The organism is Streptomyces sp. NBC_00358 (assembly GCF_036099295.1).
GTDB lineage: Bacteria > Actinomycetota > Actinomycetes > Streptomycetales > Streptomycetaceae > Streptomyces.
The window spans coordinates 432,270-456,218 of record NZ_CP107976.1; the positions used below are offsets into that span (position 1 = coordinate 432,270).

1 protein-coding gene is annotated in these 23,949 nt (G+C 72.2%); it reads right to left on the bottom strand.

The genetic code is table 11. The features are described from left to right. Positions 1–38: 38 nt before the first annotated feature. A complete protein-coding gene (locus tag OHT01_RS01770) occupies positions 39–23,324 on the bottom strand; it encodes a type I polyketide synthase (RefSeq protein WP_328551294.1) in 23,286 nt (7,761 codons plus the stop codon). Between the last annotated feature and the right edge of the window lie 625 nt (positions 23,325–23,949).

Below are 23,949 nucleotides of genomic sequence, written 5' to 3' on the forward strand. Positions count from 1 at the left end.
GGAATTCGGCAAGAGGTCACCCGACCGCGCGGAAGCGGTCAGGAAATCCCGAATTCCTTGCCGAGCAGATCGAATACTTCGTCGTCCGTGGCCGATTCCAGATTGCTGCCGCCCGTACCAGGGTCTTCCTGGACCGGCGCCTTGCCGGATTCACCGGCAATCGCCAATACGGTCCGGAGCTTTGACAGGATCCGGTCGCGAGCTTCACTCGCCGACAACTTCGTGACCAATTCTTGTTCGACCCTGTCCAAGTCGGCAAGTAGGGAATTCACTAGGGCTGGTTCGGCGGCCCCCGCCGTCTCCGTGAGCATGTGACGGACCAGAAGAGCGGGTGTCGGGTGGTCGAAGACCAGCGTCGCGGGGAGCCGCAACCCGGTGGCCTTGTTCAGCCGGTTGCGCAGTTCGACGGCCGTGAGGGAGTCGAAGCCCAGGTCCTGGAAGGCGTGTTCCGGCCGGACCGTACGGTCCGACGCGTGCCCAAGAACCGCGGCCGTCTCGGCCCGGACCAGGTCCAACACGGTCCTTTCCCGCTCGGCCTCCGGCAGTCCCTCCAGGCGCTCGGCCAGCGAGGACGCGGGGGGAGCGGCGGCCTGCGCGGTCCTTCGGGCGGCCGCGGCCGGCACCAGGGCGCGCAGCACCGGCGGTACCTCACCGGCGCGCAGCGCGCCGGTGTCGATGCGGACCGGGGCGAGTACCGCCTCGCCCGAAACCAGTGCCGCGTCGAACAGCCGCAGCCCCTCCTCCGGCGACAGCGGCAGCACGCCGCTGCGCGCCATCCGCGCCCGGTCGGCCTCGGCGAGGCCGTCCGTCATCGCGCCGGACTGTTCCCACACACCCCATGCCAGCGATGTGGCGGGCAGCCCCTCGCGGCGCCGGTGTGCGGAGAAGGCGTCGAGGAAGGAATTCGCCGCCGCGTAGCTCGCCTGACCGGCGCTGCCGACCATGCCGGCGACGGACGAGAACACCACGAAGGCGGTCAGGCCCATTTCCCGGGTGCACTCGTGCAGGTTCAGCACGGCGTCCACCTTGGGGCGGAAGACCTCCTTCATCCTCTCCGGTGTGATCGAGGCGACGACCCCGTCGTCGAGAACACCCGCGGTGTGCACGACGGCCGACAGCGCATGCTCGCCGAGCCCGTCCAGCATTTCGGAGACGGCCTCCCTGTCCGCGACGTCGCAGGCCGCCCAGGTGACCTCGGCGCCCCATGCGACCAGTTCGGCCTCCAGTTCGGCCGCACCGGGCGCGTCCGCGCCCCGGCGGCTCGCCAGCAGGAGGCGGCGCACCTTGTGCTCGGACACCAGGTGCCGCGCGACGAGCGTGCCCAGCGCCCCGGCGGCACCGGTCACGAGGACGGTGCCGCCGGCGAGGCCCGGCCGGTCAGCGGCGGTGGCAGTGGCAGTGCCGGTGGCGGTGGCGATCCCGGTGGCCTTCACCAGGCGCGGTACGAACACCTCCCCGCCACGGACCGCGAACTGCGGCTCACCGGAAGCGAGCACGGCAGGCAGCACACGGACCACTGCCTCCGTCTCCTCGGCCTCCGCCAGCACGATCCGGTCCGGATTCTCCGACTGCGCCGAACGCACCAGCCCCCACACCGCAGCATGAGCCAGATCACCCGGACGCGTCACCAACACCAGACGCCCCACACGCTCCTGCGCCAACCACCACTGCACCAGCGCCAGAACCTCACCCACGACACCGTGCACCCGATCGGCGGTCTCCGTACCGGACCCCGCCCGGCACGCAACGACGGTGACCACCGCGACATCGGGAAGGACCGGCTCGGCGGACAGAGCGGCCAGGTCCGCGTAGCTCCGTACGTCGAGGCCGGCGGCAGCGTCGACCTCGGTGAGGGCCGCGGGCTGCCATGCGAGTCCGAACAGCGAGTCTTCGGCACGCCTGCCGGAGCCGCCCGCCATGAGCAGTTGCTCGCGCGACACCGGCCGCAGCGACAGTGAGCCGACCGTGGCCACGAGACCACCCGAGGCGTCGGCCACGGTCAGCGACACCGCGTCCGTACCCGTGCGAGAGACCTTGACCCGCAGCGCCGTCGCCCCCGCGGCACGCACACCCACTTCGGACCAGGCGAAGGGCAGCAGCGGCCCGTCGACGACGGGGCCGAGCCCGCCTGCGCCGATCGCGTGGAGCGCCGCGTCCAGCAGCGCCGGATGAACGGCGAACGCGCCCGCCTCCGTGCCCTCGGGGAGGGCGACCTCGGCGAGAACGTCGTTCCCGCTGCGCCACACCGACCGCAGCCCCCGGAAGACCGGGCCGTAGCCCAGGCCAAGTCCGTCCAGGCCCTCGTAGAACCCGGTCAGGTCGACGGCCTCGGCACCCGCCGGCGGCCAGGCGCCGAGGTCCGCGCCGTGCGGCGGCTCGGGCAGCGCATCCGTCAGGAAGCCGACCGCATGCCGCACCCACGGCGCGTCGTCCGGGGCGTCCTCCCGTCGCGAGTGCACGCTCAGCGCGCGCCTGCCCGGCTCCTCCTCGGCCCCGACCCACACCTGCACGGCCACACCACCGCGCTCCGGGACGACCAGCGGTGCTTCCAGCGTCAGGTCCTCGACCTGCGCGCAACCGGCCTCGTCGCCCGCACGCACCGCCAGTTCCACGAGCGCGGTGCCCGGCAGCAGCACGCTGCCCATGACCGTGTGGTCGGCGAGCCAGGGGTGCGTCCTGAGCGAGAGCCGCCCGGTGACCAGGAACCCGTCGGCGCCGGGCAGCGCGACCACCGCACCGGCCAACGGGTGCTCCGCCGCTCCCAGCCCGAGTCCAGTGGCGGCGGCGCTGCCGGTGAACTCCTCGGACGCATCCAGCCAGTAGCGCTCGTACTGGAAGGCGTAGGTCGGCAGGTCGACGCGCCGGGCGCCGGGGAAGATCGCCTGCCAGTCCGGGGACACGCCATGGGTGTGCAGTTCGGCGAGCGCGGTGACGACGGCCTGCGGCTCGGGGCGGTCGGTCCGTACGACCGGGACAGTGACGATGTCTGAGCCGTCGAGGCAGCCTTCGGCAAGGGCGGTGAGGACGCCGCCGGGACCGATCTCCACGAAGGTCGTCACGCCCAGCTCGTGGAGAGTCCGGACGCCGTCGGCGAAGCGGACCGCTTCACGGACGTGCCGGACCCAGTACTCGGGCGTGTACGCCTCGGCCGGCCGGCCGGTGAGGTTCGAAACGACGGGAATCCGCGGCTCGTTGAAGGCCAGACCGCGAACGACCTCCGCGAACTCCTCCAGCATCGGGTCCATCAGCGGCGAATGGAACGCGTGGCTCACCTTCAGGCGGGACGTCTTACGACCCTGCTCCCGAAAGGCCTCGCTGATGGCGGCGACCACGTCTTCGGCCCCGGAGACAACGACCGACCTCGGGCCGTTGACCGCCGCGATCCCGACCTCGTCGGTCAGGTACGGCAGCACCTCGTCCTCGGTCGCCTGGACCGCCACCATCGCCCCGCCCGCGGGCAGGGCCTGCATCAACGCGGCACGCGCCGACACCAGCTTCACCGCATCCGCGAGCGACAACACCCCCGCCACATGAGCGGCAGCGATCTCACCGACCGAATGACCGGCCACGTAGTCCGGCCGGATGCCCCACGATTCGAGGAGCCGGAACAGGGCGACCTCAAGGGCGAAGAGCGCGGGCTGTGCCGACCCCGTCTGGTTCAACTCCTCCGAGTCGACATCGACCGGCACCTCCAGGAGCGCGCACACCTCGTCGTACGCCGCCGCGAACACCGGGAACGTGTCATGGAGTCCGCGCCCCATCCCGATCCGCTGCGAACCCTGACCCGAGAACAAGAACCCCACCTTGCCGCCGGTGCCCGGTTCGCCCAGGACGAGCCGGGCGGACGGTGACCCTGCGGCCAACGCGCCGAGTCCTTCGAGGAGTTCGTCCCGGTTCTCCCCCACCACAGCGGCCCGGTGCTCCATGGGAGAGCGTGTGGTGGCGAGCGAGAACCCGAGGTCGGCCGGCCGCAGGTCCGTGGCCATGGCCGTCGCCAGGGACAGCAGACGCTCCGCCTGTGCCCGAAGCGCCGCCTCCGTCCTGCCCGACAGCACCCACGGTACGACCGCACCGCTGTCGGGCCCGGGCGTCAACTCCGCGGAGGCGGGGGCCTGTTCGACGATCACGTGGGCGTTGGTGCCACTGATGCCGAAGGACGACACGGCGGCACGGCGCGGGCGGTCGGTCTCCGGCCAGTCGACGGCCTCGGTCAGCAGTTGTACGTCACCCGCCGACCAGTCCACGTGTGGGGTCGGCTCATCGACGTGCAGGGTCCGCGGCAGCACACCGTGCCGCATCGCCATCACCATCTTGATCACACCGGCGACGCCCGCGGCGGCCTGCGTGTGACCGATGTTGGACTTCAACGAGCCCAGCAGGAGCGGCCGTTCACGCTCCTGGCCATAGGTCGCAAGGAGCGCCTGCGCCTCGATCGGGTCACCCAGCCTCGTACCCGTACCGTGCGCCTCCACCGCATCGACCTGCTCCGAGGACACACCTGCGTTGGCCAGCGCCTGCCGGATCACCCGCTGCTGCGACGGCCCGTTCGGAGCCGTCAGACCGTTCGACGCGCCGTCCTGGTTCACCGCCGTACCACGGACCACCGCCAGCACCCGGTGCCCGTTGCGACGGGCATCGGACAACCGCTCCACCAGCAGCATGCCCGCACCCTCCGCCCACCCGGTGCCGTCCGCACCGGCCGCGAACGCCTTGCACCGGCCGTCCGCCGACAGACCACGCTGCCGACTGAACTCCACGAACGTCGAGGGAGTCGCCATCACCGTGACACCGCCGACAAGCGCCATCGAGCACTCACCACTGCGCAGCGACTGGGCCGCCAGGTGCAGCGCCACCAGCGAAGACGAACACGCCGTGTCCACCGTGACCGCCGGGCCCTCAAGCCCGAACGTGTACGAGACCCGGCCGGAGGCGATGCTGCCCGCGCTGCCACTGCCCAGGTAGGCCTCCATGCCCTCCGAAGTCGTTTTCACGCGCCCGCCGTAGTCGTGGTACATCACGCCGGCGAAGACACCCGTCCTGCTGCCCCGCACCGTCGCCGGGTCGATCCCGGCCCGCTCGAACGCCTCCCAGGACGTCTCCAGCAGCAACCGCTGCTGCGGGTCCATCGCCAGCGCCTCACGCGGCGAGATCCCGAAGAAGGCCGGGTCGAACTCGGCAGCCTCGTGGAGGAAGCCGCCGTGGCGCACGGAGGACTTGCCGGAGCGGTCGGGGTCCGGGTCGTAGAGGTTCTCGACGTCCCAGCCGCGGTCCTCGGGGAATCCCGAGATCGCGTCGCCGCCGGAGGCGACGAGGCGCCACAGCTCCTCGGGCGACCGCACGTCACCGGGGAACCGGCAGGCCATGCCCACGATCGCGATCGGCTCGTCCGTCCCGGTCACCGCGGCGACCGCTGCCTCGGCCCGTTCCTGGACGCCCAGCGTCTCGGTCAGCAGGAAGCGGGAGAGCGCGACGGGCGTGGGGTGGTCGAAGACCATGGTGGCGGGGAGCCGCAGCCCGGTCGCCGTGTTCAGCCGGTTACGCAGTTCCACCGAGGTGAGCGAGTCGAAACCGGCGTCCTGGAACGCGTGTTCCGGCTGGACGGCCTGGGCCGAGGCATGGCCGAGCACGGCGGCCACCTCGGTGCGCACCAGGTCCAGCACCACCTGCTCGCGCTCGGCCTCCGGCAGCCCGGCCAGCCGTCGGCCCAGCGATCCCTTCGGCGCGGTCCGCACCGTGCGCCGCGCGGTGCCCCGTACAGGCCCGCGCAGTCCTCGCAGGACCGGCGGCACCGTGCCCCGCAGCCCTCCCAGGTCGAGCCGGAGCGGGGCGACGGCGGCCCGGCCCAGAGCCAGCGCCGCGTCGAACAGTCGCAGTCCTTCGTCGACGGCCATCGGGGCCAGGCCCACCCGCTTGAGCCGGGCGTGGTCCGTCCGGTCGAGCCGGTCGGCCATGCCACTGCCCTGCTCCCACAGGCCCCACGCCAGCGACGTGGCGGGAAGCCCCCGGGCGTGGCGGGCTTCGGCGAAGGCGTCGAGGAAGGTGTTCGCCGCCGCGTAGTTGCCCTGTCCCGCGCTGCCCAGGATTCCGGACACCGAGGAGAAGACGACGAACGCCGACAGGCCGCTCGTCAGCTCATGGAGGTTGAGCACCGCGTCGACCTTCGGGCGCAGCACCTTCTCCATGCGCTCCGGGGTGAGCGCGGTGATCACGCCGTCGTCGAGTACGCCGGCTGCGTGCACCACGGCAGTCACCGGCGTGCCGGACAGGACCTCGGCGAGGGCGTCCCGGTCGGCGGCGTCGCAGGCCCCCCAGGTGACCTCGGCGCCCCATGCGACCAGTTCCGCCTCCAGCTCGACCGCGCCGGGAGCCTCCGCGCCACGCCGGCTGAGCAGCAGCAGGCTGCGCACTGCGTGCTCGGCGACCAGGTGCCGGGCTACGAGCCCGCCCAGCGCACCGGACGCACCGGTCAGCAGGACTGTGCCGGAGCCGAAGTCGGGCGTGCCGGTGGCCGTCCCGGTGGCCTTCACCAGGCGCGGTACGAACACCTCCCCGTCACGAACCGCGAACTGCGGCTCACCGGAAGCGAGCACGGCAGGCAGCACACGGACCACTGCCTCCGTCTCCTCGGCCTCCACCAGCACGATCCGGTCCGGATTCTCCGACTGCGCCGACCGCACCAGCCCCCACACCGCGGCATGAGCCAGATCACCCGGACGCGTCACCAACACCAGACGCCCCACACGCTCCTGCGCCAACCACCACTGCACCAGCGCCAGAACCTCACCCACGACACCGTGCACCCGATCGGCGGTCTCCGTACCGGACCCCGCCCGGCACGCAACGACGACGACGTCCGGTGCCCCTTCCGACTCCCGCAGTGCGTCGAAGTCCGCGACAGTCTCGATCTCCAGCGCGTCGGTGGCGGAGGGAAGGGTGAACGGCGTCCACTCCAGCGCGAACAACTGATCGCCGCCACCGACACCGCGCAATTGCTCCGCCGAGACGGCCCGCAACGACAGCGACTCGACCGAGGCCACCGGGGCACCGGTGCCATCGGCCACGGCCAGCGTCACCGAACCGGTGGCCGTCCGCGACAGTTTCACCCGCACCATCGCCGCACCGGCAGCGTGCACGACGACGCCGGACCACGCGAACGGCAGGACCGGGCCCTCGTCCAGCGCCACCAGCCCACCGGCGGCCAGAGCGTGCAGGGCGGCGTCCAGCAGCGCCGGGTGCAGGGCGAACTCCGCCGCCTCCGGCGCGGACTCGTCCGGCAGCTCGACCTCGGCGAAGACGTCGTCCCCGCCGCGCCACACCGAGCGCAGGCCCTGGAAGACCGGACCGTAGTCCAGGCCCGCAGCGGCCATGCCCTCGTAGAACGCCGTCAGGTCGACAGCCTCCGCGCCCGTCGGCGGCCACGCGCCGAGGTCCGCGGCGTGCGGTGCCTCTGCCGAGGACAGCACACCCGTCGCGTGCCGCAGCCATGAACCGTCGTCGACGCGCGAGTGCACGCTCAGCTGCCGTCGGCCGGACTCGTCCTCCGGGCCGGCAGCCACCTGAAGGGTGACGCCACCGCGCTCGGGCACCACCAGGGGAAGTTCAAGGGTGAGGTCTTCGATCGATCCGCACCCCGTCTCGTCGCCCGCCCGGATCGCCAACTCGACGAACGCGGTGCCGGGCAGCAGAACGGTCCCGCTCACGGCGTGGTCGGCGAGCCAGGGATGGGTTTCGAGGGAAAGCAGTCCGGTGAGCAGGACCCCGTCGCTGTCGGCCGTCGCAATCGCGGCACCGAGGAACGGATGGTCCGCCGCCCCCAGGCCGGCGGCCCGGACGTCACCGGACGCCTGGGGAACGTCGAGCCAGTAGCGCTCACGCTGGAAGGCGTACGTGGGCAGGTCGATGCGCCGGGCACCCGGGAAGATCGCCTGCCAGTCGGGCGAGATGCCGCGGGTGTGCAACTGCCCGATTGCGGCAGTGATCGCATACCGCTCGGGGCGGTCGGCACGCAGGGCAGGAACCGTGACGATGCCTGGAACGTCGTCGACGCAACCCTGGACGAGCGCGCTGAGGACACCGCCCGGGCCGATCTCGACGAACGTGGTCACGCCCAGATCGCCGAGGGTCCTGACGCCGTCGGCAAAGCGGACCGCTTCGCGTACGTGCCGGACCCAGTACTCGGGTGTGTACGACTCGGCCAGGCGACCGGTGAGGTTCGAAACGACGGGAATCCGCGGCTCGTCGAAGGCCAGACCGCGAACGACCTCGGCGAACTCCTCCAGCATCGGGTCCATCAGCGGCGAGTGGAACGCGTGACTGACCTTCAGCCGGGACGTCTTACGACCCTGCTCCCGGAAGACCTCGGCAATCGCCGTGACCGCGTCCTCGGCTCCGGAGACCACGACGGCCTGAGGCCCGTTGAGCGCCGCGATCCCGACCTCGTCGGTCAGATGCGGCAGCACCTCGTCCTCGGTCGCCTGCACCGCCACCATCGCCCCACCCGCGGGCAGCGCCTGCATCAACGCGGCACGCGCCGACACCAACCGCGCCGCATCCGCCAGCGACAACACACCCGCCACATGAGCAGCCGCGATCTCACCCACCGAATGACCCGCCACATAGTCCGGCCGGATGCCCCACGATTCGACAAGCCGGAACAGCGCCACCTCGACCGCGAACAACGCCGGCTGCGCCCAACCCGTCTGGTTCAACCCCTCCGAGTCGACATCGACCGGCACCTCCAGGAGCGCGCACACCTCGTCGTACGCCGCCGCGAACACCGGATAGGACGCATACAACTCCCGCCCCATCCCGACCCGCTGCGAACCCTGACCCGAGAACAAGAACCCCACCTTGCCCCCGACGTCACCGCCCACCGGAGCAGCACCGGAAGCAAGCGCCTCCAGCCCCTGCCGGAACTCTCCGAGCTCCTCCCCCACGACCACAGCACGGCGATCCAGCACCGCACGCGACGTCGCCAGCGAGAACGCCACGTCCTCCGCCCGAACCTCGACGCCCCCGACACCCCCGACACCCCCGACACCCGCAGCGTCCAGGAAGGACAGCAGCCGACCCGCCTGCTCCCGCAGCGCCGCATCGCTCCTCGCCGACAGCACCCACGGCACGACCGCCCCTGAGGCCGAAGTCGAGGCCGAAGCAGGGGACTTCTCCGCCACGCCGGGCGCCTGCTCGACGATCACGTGGGCGTTGGTGCCGCTCACGCCGAAGGACGACACGGCGGCACGCCGCGGCGCGTCCCTCGCAGGCCACTCCACCGCCTCGGTCAGCAGCCGGACGTCACCGGCCGACCAGTCCACGTGCGGCGTCGGCTCGTCCACGTGCAGGGTCCGCGGCAGCACACCGTGCCGCATCGCCATCACCATCTTGATGATGCCGCCGACGCCCGCCGCGGCCTGGGCGTGGCCGATGTTCGATTTCAGCGAGCCCAGCCACAACGGCCGGTCCTCCGACCGCTCCTGGCCGTACGTGGCGATCAGCGCCTGCGCCTCGATCGGGTCACCCAGCCTCGTACCCGTACCGTGCGCCTCCACCGCATCGACCTGCTCCGAGGACACACCCGCGTTGGCCAGCGCCTGCCGGATCACCCGCTGCTGCGACGGCCCGTTCGGAGCCGTCAGACCGTTCGACGCGCCGTCCTGGTTCACCGCCGTACCACGGACCACCGCCAGCACCTGATGCCCGTTGCGACGGGCATCGGACAACCGCTCCACCAGCAGCATGCCCGCACCCTCCGCCCACCCGGTGCCGTCCGCACCGGCCGCGAACGCCTTGCACCGGCCGTCCGCCGACAGACCACGCTGCCGACTGAACTCCACGAACACGGACGGGCCTGCCATCACCGTGACGCCGCCGACCAGCGCCATCGAGCACTCGCCACTGCGCAGCGACTGGGTGGCCAGGTGCAGCGCCACCAGCGAGGACGAACACGCCGTGTCCACCGTGACCGCCGGACCCTCAAGCCCGAACGTGTACGAAACGCGCCCCGAAGCCACGCTGCCCGCGCTGCCGTTGACGAGATAGCCCTCCAGTCCGGCCGGCGAGGTGCGCACGCGCCCGCCGTAGTCGTGGTACATCACGCCGGCGAAGACACCCGTCCTGCTGCCCCGCACCGTCGCCGGGTCGATCCCGGCCCGCTCGAACGCCTCCCACGACGTCTCCAGCAGCAACCGCTGCTGCGGGTCCATCGCCAGCGCCTCACGCGGCGAGATCCCGAAGAACTCGGCGTCGAAGTCCGCCGCGTCGTGGAGGAAGCCGCCCTCCCGGGTGTAGCTGGTACCCCACTGGTCGGGGTTCGGGTCGTAGAGCTTCTCCACGTCCCAGCCTCGGTCCTCGGGGAATCCCGACACGGCGTCGCGGCCGGAGAACACCAACTGCCACAGGTCTTCGGGCGACTGCACGCCGCCGGGATAGCGGCAGGCCATGCCCACGATCGCGATGGGCTCGTCCGTCGTTCCGGTGACTGTGGAGAAGGTCGCCGGCACGGCTGCCGCCGCCTCGCCGGAGCCTGCGGCTTCGGCGGTGAGGAAGCGGGCGAGCGCAAGCGGGTTCGGGTGGTCGAAGATCAGGGTGGCGGGCAGGCGCATGCCGACGGCCGAGTTGAGCCGGTTGCGCAGTTCGACGGCGGTGAGCGAGCCGAACCCGATGTCCTTGAACGAGTCGTCCGCTCCGACCGACTGGGCCCCGGCGTGCCCGAGCACGGCAGCGACCTCGGTGCGCACCAGGTCCAGCACCACCTGCTCGCGCTCGGCCTCCGGCAGCCCGGCCAGCCGCCGGCCGAGGAAGGACGATGCCGCCTCGGCCGCTGCTGCCGCGCGCCGCACCGGCGCGACCCGCACCAGTCCGCGCAGGACCGGCGGCACGGGCTGCCCCTGTCCGTCGCGGAAGGCGGACGTGTCGAGCCGGATCGGGGCGATCGCCGCCCGATCGGTGGCCAGTGCCGCGTCGAACATCCGCAGGCCGTCCGCCGACGGGATTGCGGCGATGCCCATGCGTCTGATGCGCGTGAGATCGGTGTGGTCGAGGCTGCCGGTCATGGCGCTCTTGCTGTCCTGCGTCCATAGGCCCCAGGCAAGCGACGTGGCCCGCAGGCCCGCCGATCGGCGGTGCTCGGCGAGGGCGTCGAGGAAGGTGTTGGCAGCGGCGTAGTTCCCCTGGCCCGGCGTGCCGAGGGTGCCCGCCACCGAGGAGAAGAGCACGAACGCGGACAGGTCGCCGGACAGCTCACCCGCCAGGTCGTGCAGATTCAGCGCCGCGTCCACCTTCGGTCGGAACACGGCGTCCAGCCGCTCGGGGGTCAGCGAACCGATGATTCCGTCGTCGAGGACACCGGCGGTGTGAACGATCGCGGACAGACTCTGCCCGGGCCCGGCCAGGAGTGCGCGGACGGCGTCGCGGTCGGCCACGTCACACGCGGCCCATGTGACGTCGGCGCCCTGGGCGGTCAGCTCGGCGGCGAGCTCGGCCACGCCGGGTGCGTCCCCGCCGCGGCGGCTGACCAGCAGCAGACTGCGGACGCCGTGCTCGGCGACCAGGTGCCGGGCGAACAGCCCGCCCAGCCCGCCCGACGCTCCGGTCAGCAGGACGGTGCCGGAGCCGAGGCCGGCAAGCTCCGACTCCGCGTCCGGCGCGGCGACGCGGACCAGCCTCGGCACCCGGACTTCGTCGTCCGCGTGCACCGCGGCCTGCGGCTCACCCGACGCGATCAGGCCGGGCAGCACCCGGGCAAGACCGGCGCCGTCAACTCCGCTGCCGATGTCGACATGGGCATCGCGGGAGGTCTCCACCAGCACGATGCGGTCGGGGTTCTCGGTCTGCGCCGAGCGGACCAGTCCGCTGACCGCCGACTGGGCGAGGTCTCCCGTACGCATCACCAGCACCAGGCGCGCCGGGCGTTCCTCGGTCAGCCACCACTGCACCAGCTCCAGCACTGCGTGGGTGACCTCACGGACCCGTGTGGCAAGGTCCGCGTCGGCCCCGGTCGGGCAGGGCACGACCACGGCATCGGCTCCGGTGCCCGCCAGCGGGTCGGCGGCCCGAAGAGCGGCGAGATCCTCATACGTCTCGATCCTCATGCCGTCCGGCGCGGACGGCATGCTGACCGGCGTCCACTCCAGGCCGAAGACCGCGTCGTCGCGGCCGGAACCTGCGCGCAACTGGTCGGCCGGCACCGGGCGCAACGTCAGCGTGTCGACCTGCGCGATCGGCTCACCGGTGCCGTCGGCCAGCATCAGCGACACAGTGGAGGTGCCGGTGCCGACGCGCGAGACCTTCACCCGCAGGCCGGAGGCTCCGGCAGCCGCCAGGCGCACGCCGCTCCAGGCGAACGGCAGCAGCCCGTTCCCCGTCCCGGCCTCCGGCTCGACCGCGCCCAGCCAGACGGTGTGCAGGGCGGCATCGAACAGCGCGGGATGCAGGCCGTACGCGCCCGCGTCCCTCCGCTCCGCGCCCGACAGCTCCACCTCGGCGAAGAAGTCGTCCCCGCTCCGCCACGCGGCGCGCAGCCCCTGGAAGACGGGGCCGTAGTCGAGCGCCATGCCGGCGAGGCGGTCGTAGAACCCGTCGACGTCGACCGGCTCCGCACCCACGGGCGGCCACGCGGCGAGCGAGCCGTCCAGGGGCCCTCCCGCGGCGACGGCCAGCGAGCCGGAGGCGTGCCGGACCCATGCCCGCTCGGAAACGTCCTCGTGGGCATACGCGTCCCCGCCGTCGATCCGAGAGTGCACGGTCAGCGGCCGACGGCCCGAGCCGTCGTCGGCGCCGACGCGCACCTGCAGGGCGACGCCGCCGCGCTCCGGCACGAGCAGCGGTGTCTCCAGCGTCAGCTCTTCCAGCAGGTCGCAGCCCACGGCGTCGGCAGCGGTGATCGCCAGCTCGACGAACGCGGTTCCCGGCAGGAGCGCGACTCCACTGACGGCGTGGTCCATCAGCCACGGGTGCGTATGCGTCGAGAGCCGCCCGGTGAGCAGGTGTCCGTCGCCGTCTGCCAGCGGCACGGCGGCGCCGAGGAGCGGGTGACCGGCCTCGGCCTGTCCCACTGCGCGCATGTCACCGGCGAAGGCGCGGGCGTCGAGCCAGTAGCGCTCGCGCTGGAAGGCGTACGTGGGCAGGTCGACGCGCCGGGCGCCCGGGAAGAAAGCCTGCCAGTCCACTTCGGCGCCGCTGACGTGCAGTTCGGCGAGTGCGGTGACGACGGCCTGGGGTTCGGGGCGGTCGGTACGCAGGGCGGGAACGGTGACGACTTCCGCGTCGTCGAGGCAGCTCTGGGTGAGCGCGCTCAGCACGCCGCCGGGGCCGATCTCCACGAACGAGGTCACACCCAGCTCGTACAAGGTCCGCACACCGTCCGCGAAGCGCACCGCCTCACGGACGTGCCGCACCCAGTACTCGGGCGTGTACGACTCGGCCAGCCGGCCGGTGAGATTGGAGACCACCGGAATCCGCGGCTCCTCGAAGGCCAGACCGCGAACGACCCGCGCGAACTCCTCCAGCATCGGATCCATCAACGGCGAATGGAACGCGTGACTGACCTTCAGACGGGACGTCCTACGACCCTGTCCGGCGAAGACCTCACCGATGGCGGTGACCACGTCCTCAGCACCGGAAACCACCACCGACCGCGGGCCGTTGAGCGCCGCGATGCCGACGCCGCCGGTCAGATGCGGCAGTATCTCGTCCTCGGTCGCCTGCACAGCAACCATCGCTCCGCCCGCGGGCAGCGCCTGCATCAGCGCGGCACGCGCCGACACCAACTTCGCCGCATCCGCCAGCGACAACACACCTGCCACATGAGCAGCCGCGATCTCACCCACCGAATGACCGGCCACATAATCCGGCCGCACACCCCACGACTCCAGCAGCCGAAACAGCGCCACCTCCACAGCGAACAACGCCGGCTGCGCCGAACCCGTCCGATCGAGCTCCTCCGCGTCCACGTCGAGCGTCACGTCGAGGTGAGCACGGATCTCGTCGTAGGCGGCGGCGAACGCCGGGAAGGCGCCGTAGAGGTCGCGGCCCATGCCGAGCCGCTGCGAACCCTGACCCGAGAACAAGAACCCGACCTTGCCCGCCGAGTAGGCGCGCCCGGCGACGACGTTCGCCGCCGGTTCGCCTGCCACGAGGGCCTCAAGACCTGCCCTCAGCTCGGCCGGGTCGGTGCCGATGACCGCGGCCCGGTGCTCCAGCGCCGACCGCGTCGTGGCCGACGAGAATCCGGCGTCGACAGGCGACACGTCGTCGGTCATGAAGGCCAGTAGACGCTCCGCCTGGGCCCGCAGCGCCACTTCACTCTTTGCCGACAGCACCCACGGAACGGGCACCGGGCGGTGTTCCCGGGCCGGCTCGGCCACGGCCGCGGCGGGCGCCTGCTCGATGATGGTGTGGGCGTTGGTGCCGCCGATGCCGAAGGACGACACCGCGGCCCGGCGGGGCCCGGCGGTCTCGGGCCATCGCACCGGCTCGGTCAGCAGCCGCACGGCGCCCGCCGACCAGTCGACGTGCGCGGTCGGCTCGTCCACATGAAGCGTCTGCGGCAGCACGCCGTGCTGCATCGCCAACACCATCTTGATCACACCGGCGACACCCGCAGCGGCCTGCGTATGACCGATGTTGGACTTGACCGAGCCCAGCCACACGGGCCGGTCGTCGGAGTGTTCCTGGCCGTACGTGGCGAGCAGCGCCTGCGCCTCGATCGGGTCACCCAGCCTCGTACCCGTACCGTGCGCCTCCACCGCGTCCACGTCGGCCGGCGTGAGCCCGGCGGACGCCAGCGCCTGCCGGATCACCCGCTGCTGCGCAGGACCGTTCGGAGCCGTCAGACCATTGGACGCACCGTCCTGATTGACCGCACTCCCCCGCACGACAGCCAGCACCCGATGACCGTTGCGCTCCGCGTCGGACAGCCGCTCCACCAGCAGCATCCCGACGCCCTCACCCCAGCCCGTGCCGTCTGCACCGGCCGCGAACGCCTTGCACCGTCCGTCGGCGGCCAACCCGCGCTGCCGGCTGAACTCCACGAACAGGTCCGGCGTGGTCATGACGGTGACGCCCCCGACCAGCGCCATCGTGCACTCGCCGTTACGCAGCGACTGCATCGCCAGGTGCAGGGCCACGAGCGACGACGAGCAGGCCGTGTCGACCGTGACGGCGGGGCCCTCCAGACCGAACGTGTAGGAGATGCGTCCGGAGACGACCGAGGCCGCCTTGCCGGTGAGCGCGTACCCCTCGATCTCCTCGGGCGCGTTGCGCAGCCCGTTGGCGTAGTCCTGGCCGTTGGTGCCGATGAAGACACCGGTGCGGCCGGCGCGGACGGACGCGGGTGCGATACCGGCCCGTTCGAAGGCCTCCCACGCGGTCTCCAGCAGCAGCCGCTGCTGAGGGTCCATGGCCAGCGCCTCGCGCGGCGAGATCCCGAAGAGACCGGCGTCGAAGCGGTCGGCGCCCTGGACGAAGCCGCCCTCGCGCGAGTACGTCTTGCCGGGCCGGTCGGGGTCGGGGTCGTAGAGCGCGTCGATGTCCCAGCCGCGGTCGGTGGGAAAACCGGACATCGCGTCCCGGCCGGAGCTCACCAGCTCCCACAGGTCCTCCGGCGACTGGACGCCACCGGGGAAGCGGCAGCTCATGCTGACGATCGCGAGGGGCTCGTCGGCCGCGGTGGCGGCCGACGTCTGCGCGGCGTCCGTCGCCGGCCCGTGCCGGCCGAGGAGTTCCTCGCCCAGGTGACGGGCGAGGGCGGTGGGGGTCGGGTGGTCGAAGACCAGGGTGGTGGGCAGCTTGAGGCCGGTGACCGTATGGAGCCTGTGGCGCAGTTCGACGGCGGTGAGCGAGTCGAAGCCGGTCTCGCGGAACGTCCGGTCGGCTTCGAAGGCGCCCTTGCCCGTGTAGCCGAGCACCGTGGCGGCCTGCTCGCGGACCAGGTCCAGCAGGATGCGGTCCTGTTCCCCCGGCGTGGCGCCGAGGAGACGCTGGACCAGCGCGGACGCGGGCGCTTCGGCGCTCCGCGCGGCCTGGGCGCGGGCTTCGAGGGCCTTGCGAGCCTCGGGCACACCGTGCAGCAACGGGGAGGGGCGCGTGCCGGCGAAGGCCGGGACGAAGCGGTCCCAATCCACGTCCGCGACGGTCACGGAGGTCTCGCCGCGGGTCAGCGCACCGTGCAGTACGGAGATCGCGGAAAGGGCCGCGATCTCCCGTACGCCGCGCCGTCGCAGATGGTCACCGGCGGCGCCGTCGGCCATGCCTCCGTCCGCCCAGGATCCCCACGCGACGGCCAGCGCGGGCACGCCCTGTGCCCGGCGCTGCTCGGCGAGGGCGTCGAGGAAGGCGTTCGCGGCACCGTAGGCGCCCTGGCCGCCGTTGCCCCAGACACCGGTCATCGAGGAGAAGAGCACGAAGGCGTCGAGGTCCTGGCGGTCCCGGGTCAACTCGTGCAGGTGGAGCGCCGCGTCCACCTTGGGGCGCAGCACGTGGTCGAGGCGCTCGGGCGTGAGCGATTCGACCAGGCCGTCGTCCAGTACGCCCGCGGTGTGCACCACGGCATTCACGATGTGCCGACCGAACAACTCGGCGAGCGCGTCGCGGTCGGCCGCATCGCACGCGGCGACGGTGACCTGAGTGCCCAACTCCTCCAGCTCCGCCTTGAGTTCGGCGGCGCCCGGGGCGTCGGGTCCCCGGCGGCTGGTGAGCACCAGGTGCTCGGCACCGGCACCGGCGAGCCAGCGGGCCACGTGCCCGCCCAGCGCACCCGTACCACCGGTCACGAGCACGGTGCCGCGCGGCGACCAGGGTGCGTCCGCCGGTGCCGCGCTCTGCGGCGCACGCACGAGGCGGCGGGCGGACACACCGGAGGCGCGTACGGCGAGCTGGTCCTCGTCTGCCTGGGTCAGCACGCCGGCCAGTCGCTCCAGCGCGCGGGAGTCGAGCTCGGCGGGCAGGTCGACGAGCCCGCCCCAGCGCTGCGGCTGTTCCAGGGCGACGATCCTGCCCATGCCCCAGAGCTGGGCGGAGACGGGGTCGGTCAGCGGGTCCGTCATGCCGGTCGACACTGCGCCGCTGGTCAGGCACCACAGCGGGGCCTCGATCCCGGCGTCACCGAGAGCCTGGACGAGCAGGACGAGCCGCTGGAGGGCACCAGCCCCCGCTTCTCCCTGTGCCGCGGCGAACAGGATGCCGTCGGCCTGCTCGTGCCCGGCGTCGGCGAAGGCCCGGGCGAGCACGTCGCGGTCGGTGTCCTCACCCACGGCGAACGGTACGAGCGCGACGCCGAGTTCCATGAGCCCGGCGCGGATCGCCTCGGTCCACGCGGTCTCCTCGGAGACCACGTAGAGCCAGGTCCCCGACGGAGCGGCCCCGGCAATGTCACCGAGCGGCTGCCAGGTGATCCGGTAGCGCCAGCCGTCGGCGGTGGACTGCTCGCGCCGCTGCCGGCGCCAGGCGGCCAACTTGGGTGCGACCACGCCCAGTTCGGCGGGCTCCAGTCCCAGGAGCGAACCGAGAGATGTCCGGTCCTCGCTTTCGACGGAGTCCCAGAACTCGGCGTCCATCGCCTCCGGGGCGTCGGCGGTCGCCGCTCGGGGCGCGTCGAGCCAGTAGCGCTCGCGCTGGAAGGCGTAAGTGGGCAGGTCGATGCGCCGGGCACCCGGGAAGATCGCCTGCCAGTCGGGCGAGATGCCGTGGGTGTGCAACTGTCCGACGGCGGTGACGAGCGCGTACGGCTCGGGCCGGTCGGTACGCAGGACGGGAACGGTGACGACGTCCGTACCGTCGTCGAAGCAGCCCTGGACGAGCGCGCTGAGGACACCGCCCGGACCGATCTCGACGAACGTGGTCACGCCCAGGTCGCCGAGGGTCCTGACGCCGTCGGCGAAGCGCACCGCTTCGCGCACGTGCCGGACCCAGTGCTCGGGTGTGTACGGCTCGGCCAGGCGACCGGTGAGGTTCGAAATGACGGGAATCTGCGGCTCGTTGAAGGCCAGACCGCGAACGACCTGCGCGAACTCCTCCAGCATCGGGTCCATCAACGGCGAATGGAACGCGTGACTGACCTTCAGCCGGGACGTCTTACGACCCCGGGCAGCGAACGATTCGGCAATGGCCGCAACTGCGTCCTCGGTACCCGAAATGACCACCGAACGGGGGCCGTTGACCGCCGCGATACCGACGCCGCCGGTCAGATGCGGCAGCACCTCGTCCTCGGTCGCCTGCACAGCAACCATCGCCCCACCCGCGGGCAGCGCCTGCATCAACGCGGCACGCGCCGACACCAACCTCGCCGCATCCGCCAGCGACAACACCCCCACCACATGAGCGGCAGCGATCTCACCCACCGAATGACCGGCCACGTAGTCCGGCCGGATGCCCCACGATTCGAGAAGCCGGAACAGCGCCACCTCGACCGCGAACAACGCCGGCTGCGCCGAACCCGTCTGGTTCAACTCCTCCGAGTCGACATCGACCGGCGTATCCAGGAGCGCGCACACTTCGTCGTACGCCGCCGCGAACACCGGATAGGACGCATACAGCTCCCGCCCCATCCCGACCCGCTGCGAACCCTGACCCGAGAACAAGAACCCCACCTTGCCCCCGACACCACCACCCACCGGAGCAGCACCGGAAGCAAGCGCCTCCAGCCCCTGCCGGAACTCTCCGAGCTCCTCCCCCACGACCACAGCACGGCGATCCAGCACCGCACGCGACGTCGCCAGCGAGAACGCCACGTCCTCCGCCCGAACCTCGACGCCCCCGACACCCCCGACACCCCCGACACCCGCAGCGTCCAGGAAGGACAGCAGCCGACCCGCCTGCTCCCGCAGCGCCGCATCGCTCCTCGCCGACAGCACCCACGGGACCGGTCCCGTATCGGCCGTCTCGCGGGCGGGCTCGTCGCTCGTCGCGGCCTGCTCGACGATGACGTGCGCGTTGGTGCCGCTGATGCCGAAGGACGACACGGCGGCACGGCGCGGGTGGTCCGACTCGGGCCAGTCGACGGCCTCGGTCAGCAGTTGTACGTCACCCGCCGACCAGTCCACGTGCGGCGTCGGCTCGTCCACGTGCAGGGTCCGTGGCAGCACACCATGCCGCATCGCCATGACCATCTTGATCACACCGGCCACGCCCGCCGCGGCCTGGGCGTGACCGATGTTCGACTTCAGCGAACCCAGCCACAACGGCCGGTCGCCGTCCCGTCCCTGGCCGTAGGCGGCGATGAGGGCTTCCGCCTCGATCGGGTCGCCGAGCCGCGTGCCCGTACCGTGCGCCTCGACGGCGTCGACGTCCGCGGGCGCGAGTCCGGCGGCCGCCAGGGCCTGGCGGATGACACGCTGCTGGGAGGGGCCGTTCGGCGCCGCGAGTCCGTTCGACGCGCCGTCCTGGTTGACCGCGCTGCCCCGCACGACGGCCAGCACCCGGTGGCCGTTGCGCCGGGCGTCGCTGAGCCGCTCCACCAGGAGCATGCCCACGCCTTCGGCCCAGCCCGTACCGTCGGCACCGGCGCCGAACGCCTTGCACCGGCCGTCCGCCGACAGGCCGCGCTGCCGACTGAACTCCACGAACATGCCGGGCGTGGACATCACGGTGACGCCGCCGGCCAGGGCCATCGTGCACTCGCCGCGGCGCAGCGACTGGACGGCCAGGTGCAGCGCCACCAGCGAGGACGAACACGCCGTGTCCACCGTGACCGCCGGGCCCTCCAGACCGAACGAGTAGGCCACGCGGCCCGAGGCGACGCTGGTCGTCGTGCCGGTCAGCAGGTAGCCCTCGGTGCCGTCGACCGGCTCGTGCAGCCGGGGGCCGTAGTCCTGTGCCGTCGCGCCGATGAACACGCCCGCCCGGCTCCCGCGTAGCGTGGACGGGTCGATGCCGGCCCGTTCGAAGGCCTCCCACGCGGTCTCCAGGACCAGCCTCTGCTGAGGGTCGATCGCGGTGGCCTCGCGGGGGCTGATGCCGAAGAAGCCGGCGTCGAACTCGGCCGCCTCGTGCAGGAAGCCGCCGTGCCGCGTCGAGGACTTGCCGAGCGTGCCGGGCTCCGGGTCGTAGAGCGCTTCGACGTCCCAGCCGCGGTCCGCCGGGAATCCGGAGATGGCGTCGCCGCCGGAGGCGACCAACCGCCACAGGTCCTCGGGGGAGCTCACCCCGCCGGGCAGACGGCAGCTCATGGACACGATGGCGATGGGCTCGTCGGGGTCGGCCGACGTCGCGGGCGCGAAGGCCGCAGTGTCCTCGCCGCCCAGGGACCGGGCGGCGAGGTGGCGGGCGAGCGCGGCAGGGGTCGGGTGGTCGAACAGCAGCCCGCTGGGCAGGCGCAGGCCGGTGGCCTCGCCCAGTTGGTCGCGCAGTTCCACCGAGCTGAGCGAGTCGAAGCCGAGGTCCTTGAACGTCCACCCGGTCTCGACCTGGCGGGCGTCGGCGTGGCCCAGGACGGCGGCGATGTGTGCGCGGACCAGGTCGAGCACGGCCTCGTCGCGTTCGGACCGGGGCAGTCCGGTCAGCCGTCGGCCCAGGGTTCCGAGGGGTGCGCCGTCGGTCCGGGCGACGGCGTCCGGCCGCGGGGCCGCAGGAGCCCGGCCGGTGATGGCGACGGACGACGTGGTGTCGCCGTCCAGCCAGTACCGCTGCCGTTCGAACGCGTAGGTGGGGAGCGCGACCTTGCGGCGTGCGCCTCGCCCGCCGCCGAACAGGGCGTCCCAGTCCGGCTCCACGCCGTGGACGTGCAGCGAGGCGACCGCCGCCAGCAGGGCCTGCGCCTCGGGGCGACGGGCGCGCAGGGCCGGGACGAACAAGGACTCGCTGTCGGCGCCCGCGCGGGCCATGGAGGTGAGCACGCCGCCGGGGCCGAGCTCCAGGTACGTGCGGACGCCGTGCTCGTCGAGGCGGGCGACGCCGTCGGCGAAGCGGACCGCGTCGCGCACGTGGCGGACCCAGTACGCGGCCGTGCACCCTTCGTACCCCGAGGGCTCCTCGGACAGCCGGCCCGTCACGTTGGACACGATCGGGATACGCGGGGCGTGGAAGGTCAGGCCCTCGGCCACGTCGCGGAACTCCGCCAGCATGGGCTCCATGTGCGGGGAGTGGAAGGCGTGGCTGACCCGCAGCCGACCGGTCTTGCGACCCAGGGCGGCGAAGGCGTCGGCGATCTCGGTGACGAGTTCCTCGTCACCGGAGACGACGACGGAGTCCGGGCCGTTCAGGGCGGCGATGCTCACGCGGTCCGTGCGGCCGCCGATGCGGGCGCGGACCTCGTCCTCCGCCGCCTGGACGGCGATCATGGCGCCGCCGACGGGCAGCGCCTGCATCAGGCGGCCGCGCGCGGCCACGAGGGCGCAGGCGTCGGCGAGCGAGAGGACGTCGGCCACGTGCGCGGCGGCGAGTTCGCCGATGGAGTGGCCCATCAGCACGCCGGGGGTGATGCCCCAGCTCTCCAGCAGCCGGAACAGGGCGACCTCGAAGGCGAACAGCGAGGTCTGTGTGTAGAGGGTCCGGTCGAGTTCGGCCGCTTCCTCGGTGCCTTCGGGGGCGAACATGACCTCGCGCAGCGGCCGCGGCAGCAAGGCGTCGAGGTGGGCGCACACCTCGTCCAGCGCGGTGGCGAACGCCGGGAAGGCCTCGGCCAGTTCGCGGCCCATGCCGGCTCGCTGGCTGCCCTGGCCCGAGAAGAGGAAGGCGAACTCGCCGCGCGGACCGGTGCGGCCCGTGGTCAGGGCGGCGTCGATGCCGCCGGTGGACAGCTCGCGCAGGGCGCGCAGGACGTCGTCGCGGTCCTCGCCCACGACGACGGCCCGGTGTTCGAAAGCGGTGCGGCCGTTGGCCAGCGACCAGCCGACGTCGGGCAGGGCGAGACCGGGGTGCGCCTCGGCGTGTGCGAGCAGGGCGGCGGCCTGGGCGCGCAGTCCGGATGCGGTCTTGGCGGACAGCGGCCAAGGGGTCGGCGCCGCGCTCGTACCCGCCTCCGCAGCCGCGGCCGCCGCGGTCGCCCGGTGTTCCGCCAGCACGATGTGGCAGTTGGTGCCGCCCATGCCGAACGAGCTGACGCCGGCGAGCAGCGGGCGGTCCTCCTGCCCCTCCCACGCCGTGTGCTCGGTCTGCACCCGCAGGTTCAGCCGGTTCAGGGGGATCGCCGGGTTCGGCGTCTCGAAGTTGAGGCTGGCGGGCAGTTCGCGGTGGCTGAGCGACAGAGCGGCCTTCAGCAGGCCGGTGATGCCGGCGGCACCCTCCAGGTGGCCGACGTTGGTCTTGGCCGAGCCGACCCGCAGTGGGCGGCCGGGCTCACGTCCCGCACCGAGCACTGCGCCGAGCGCGGCTGCCTCGACGGGGTCGCCGACCTTGGTGCCGGTGCCGTGCAACTCCACGTAGCCGACGTGAGCGGGGTCGATCCCGGCCCGCTCGTAGGCGAGACGCAGCACCTGTTCCTGCCCCGCCTGCAGCGGCACGGTCAGCCCGTCGCCACCACCGTCGTTGTTGACCGCGCTACCGCGGATCACGCAGTAGACGGGGTCGCCGTCCGCGACGGCCCGGGCGAGAGGTTTGAGCACGACGATGCCGCCGCCCTCGCCGCGGACGTAGCCGTTCGCGCGGGCGTCGAAGGTGTAGCAGCGGCCGTCGGGGGACAGGCCGCCGAACTTGGCGGCGCCCATGGTGCTTTCGGGGACGATGTTGAGGTTCACCCCGCCCGCGAGGGCGATCGTCGATTCGCCCTCGCGGAGGCTCTCGCAGGCGAGGTGGATCGAGACCAGGGAGGAGGACTGGCCGGAGTCCACGGTCAGGCTGGGACCGTTGAGCCCGAGGAAGTACGAGACCCGGTTGGCGATGATGCTGCGGTGCAGGCCGGTGACGGTGTGCGGGGAGATGGCGGTGAGCCCGGAGCGGTGGTGCAAGGTCGCGTAGTCGTCCCAGATGGCGCCGACGAATACCCCGGTCCGGGTGGAGCGCAGCGTCCCGGCACGCACGTGCGCGTCCTCCAGCGCTTCCCAGGCCAGCTCCAGCACGAGCCGCTGTTGCGGGTCCATGGCGGCGGCCTCCTTGGGGGAGACTCCGAAGAACCCGGCGTCGAAGTGGCCGATGCGGTCGAGGAATCCGCCCCGTCGGATGTCGGTCCTGCCGGGTGCGGACGGGTCGGCGTCACCCGCCGCGACCGCGTCCCACCGGTCCGGAGGGACGTCGGTGACGGCGTCCGCGCCCTCGCTGAGCAACCGCCAGAAGTCGGCTGGTCCGGCGGCCCCCGGGAGCCGGCACGCCAGGCCGATCACGGCTATGCCATCGGCCGAATCCGCCGAATCCGAACCGGACCGATTCACCATTCCGCTGAGCTCGGACTCGACCATATCGCGCTCCACCCACCCACACAGAGAATGAAAAGGCACAGCACCGTGCCGGCCACGGCACAGGCGATCGGCTCGACCGGGCAGCAACAAGTTGCGGTGTGAGCCCAGTTTCGGCCCCACAGCCGCGCTCCGCCGCTGCAGCGGATCAGTTTTAGGGGAATCCCCAATGGTCGACGTGCACGCGAATTGACAGCCGGGGATCTCTAAAGAAAACCCTAGGGACAGTCGTGGGAGAATTGCGGGTCGTGCAACCGCCCCCAATTCTTCTCTGCCGATGAGGCCCCAGGTCTGGGTCTGTCGACGAGCGCTTCAACTGGGGTGGTTGGGGTCAGTGGCGGGCTGCTGAGAGGCGGCCGTCGAAGTGGTTCGCCGCCGTGAACCAGGCCCTCGTCGTGGTCACCCATCGCTCGTCCGGCGTCCGTCCCGCCGACCGCATCCACCTCCTTCACGACAGGCGAATCGTCGAGCACAGGACCACGACTCATGGCCGCCAAGGGGCGCTACGCCTCGATGGCCGGCGCGCGGGCCGCCCAGTACGCGCCTTGTCGGCACCATCCCGGCACCCGCTTCCCCGCCCTCGTTTCCGCACCGTCAGCGCGGCCGCGACTCCCCCGCCCCCTCCGAG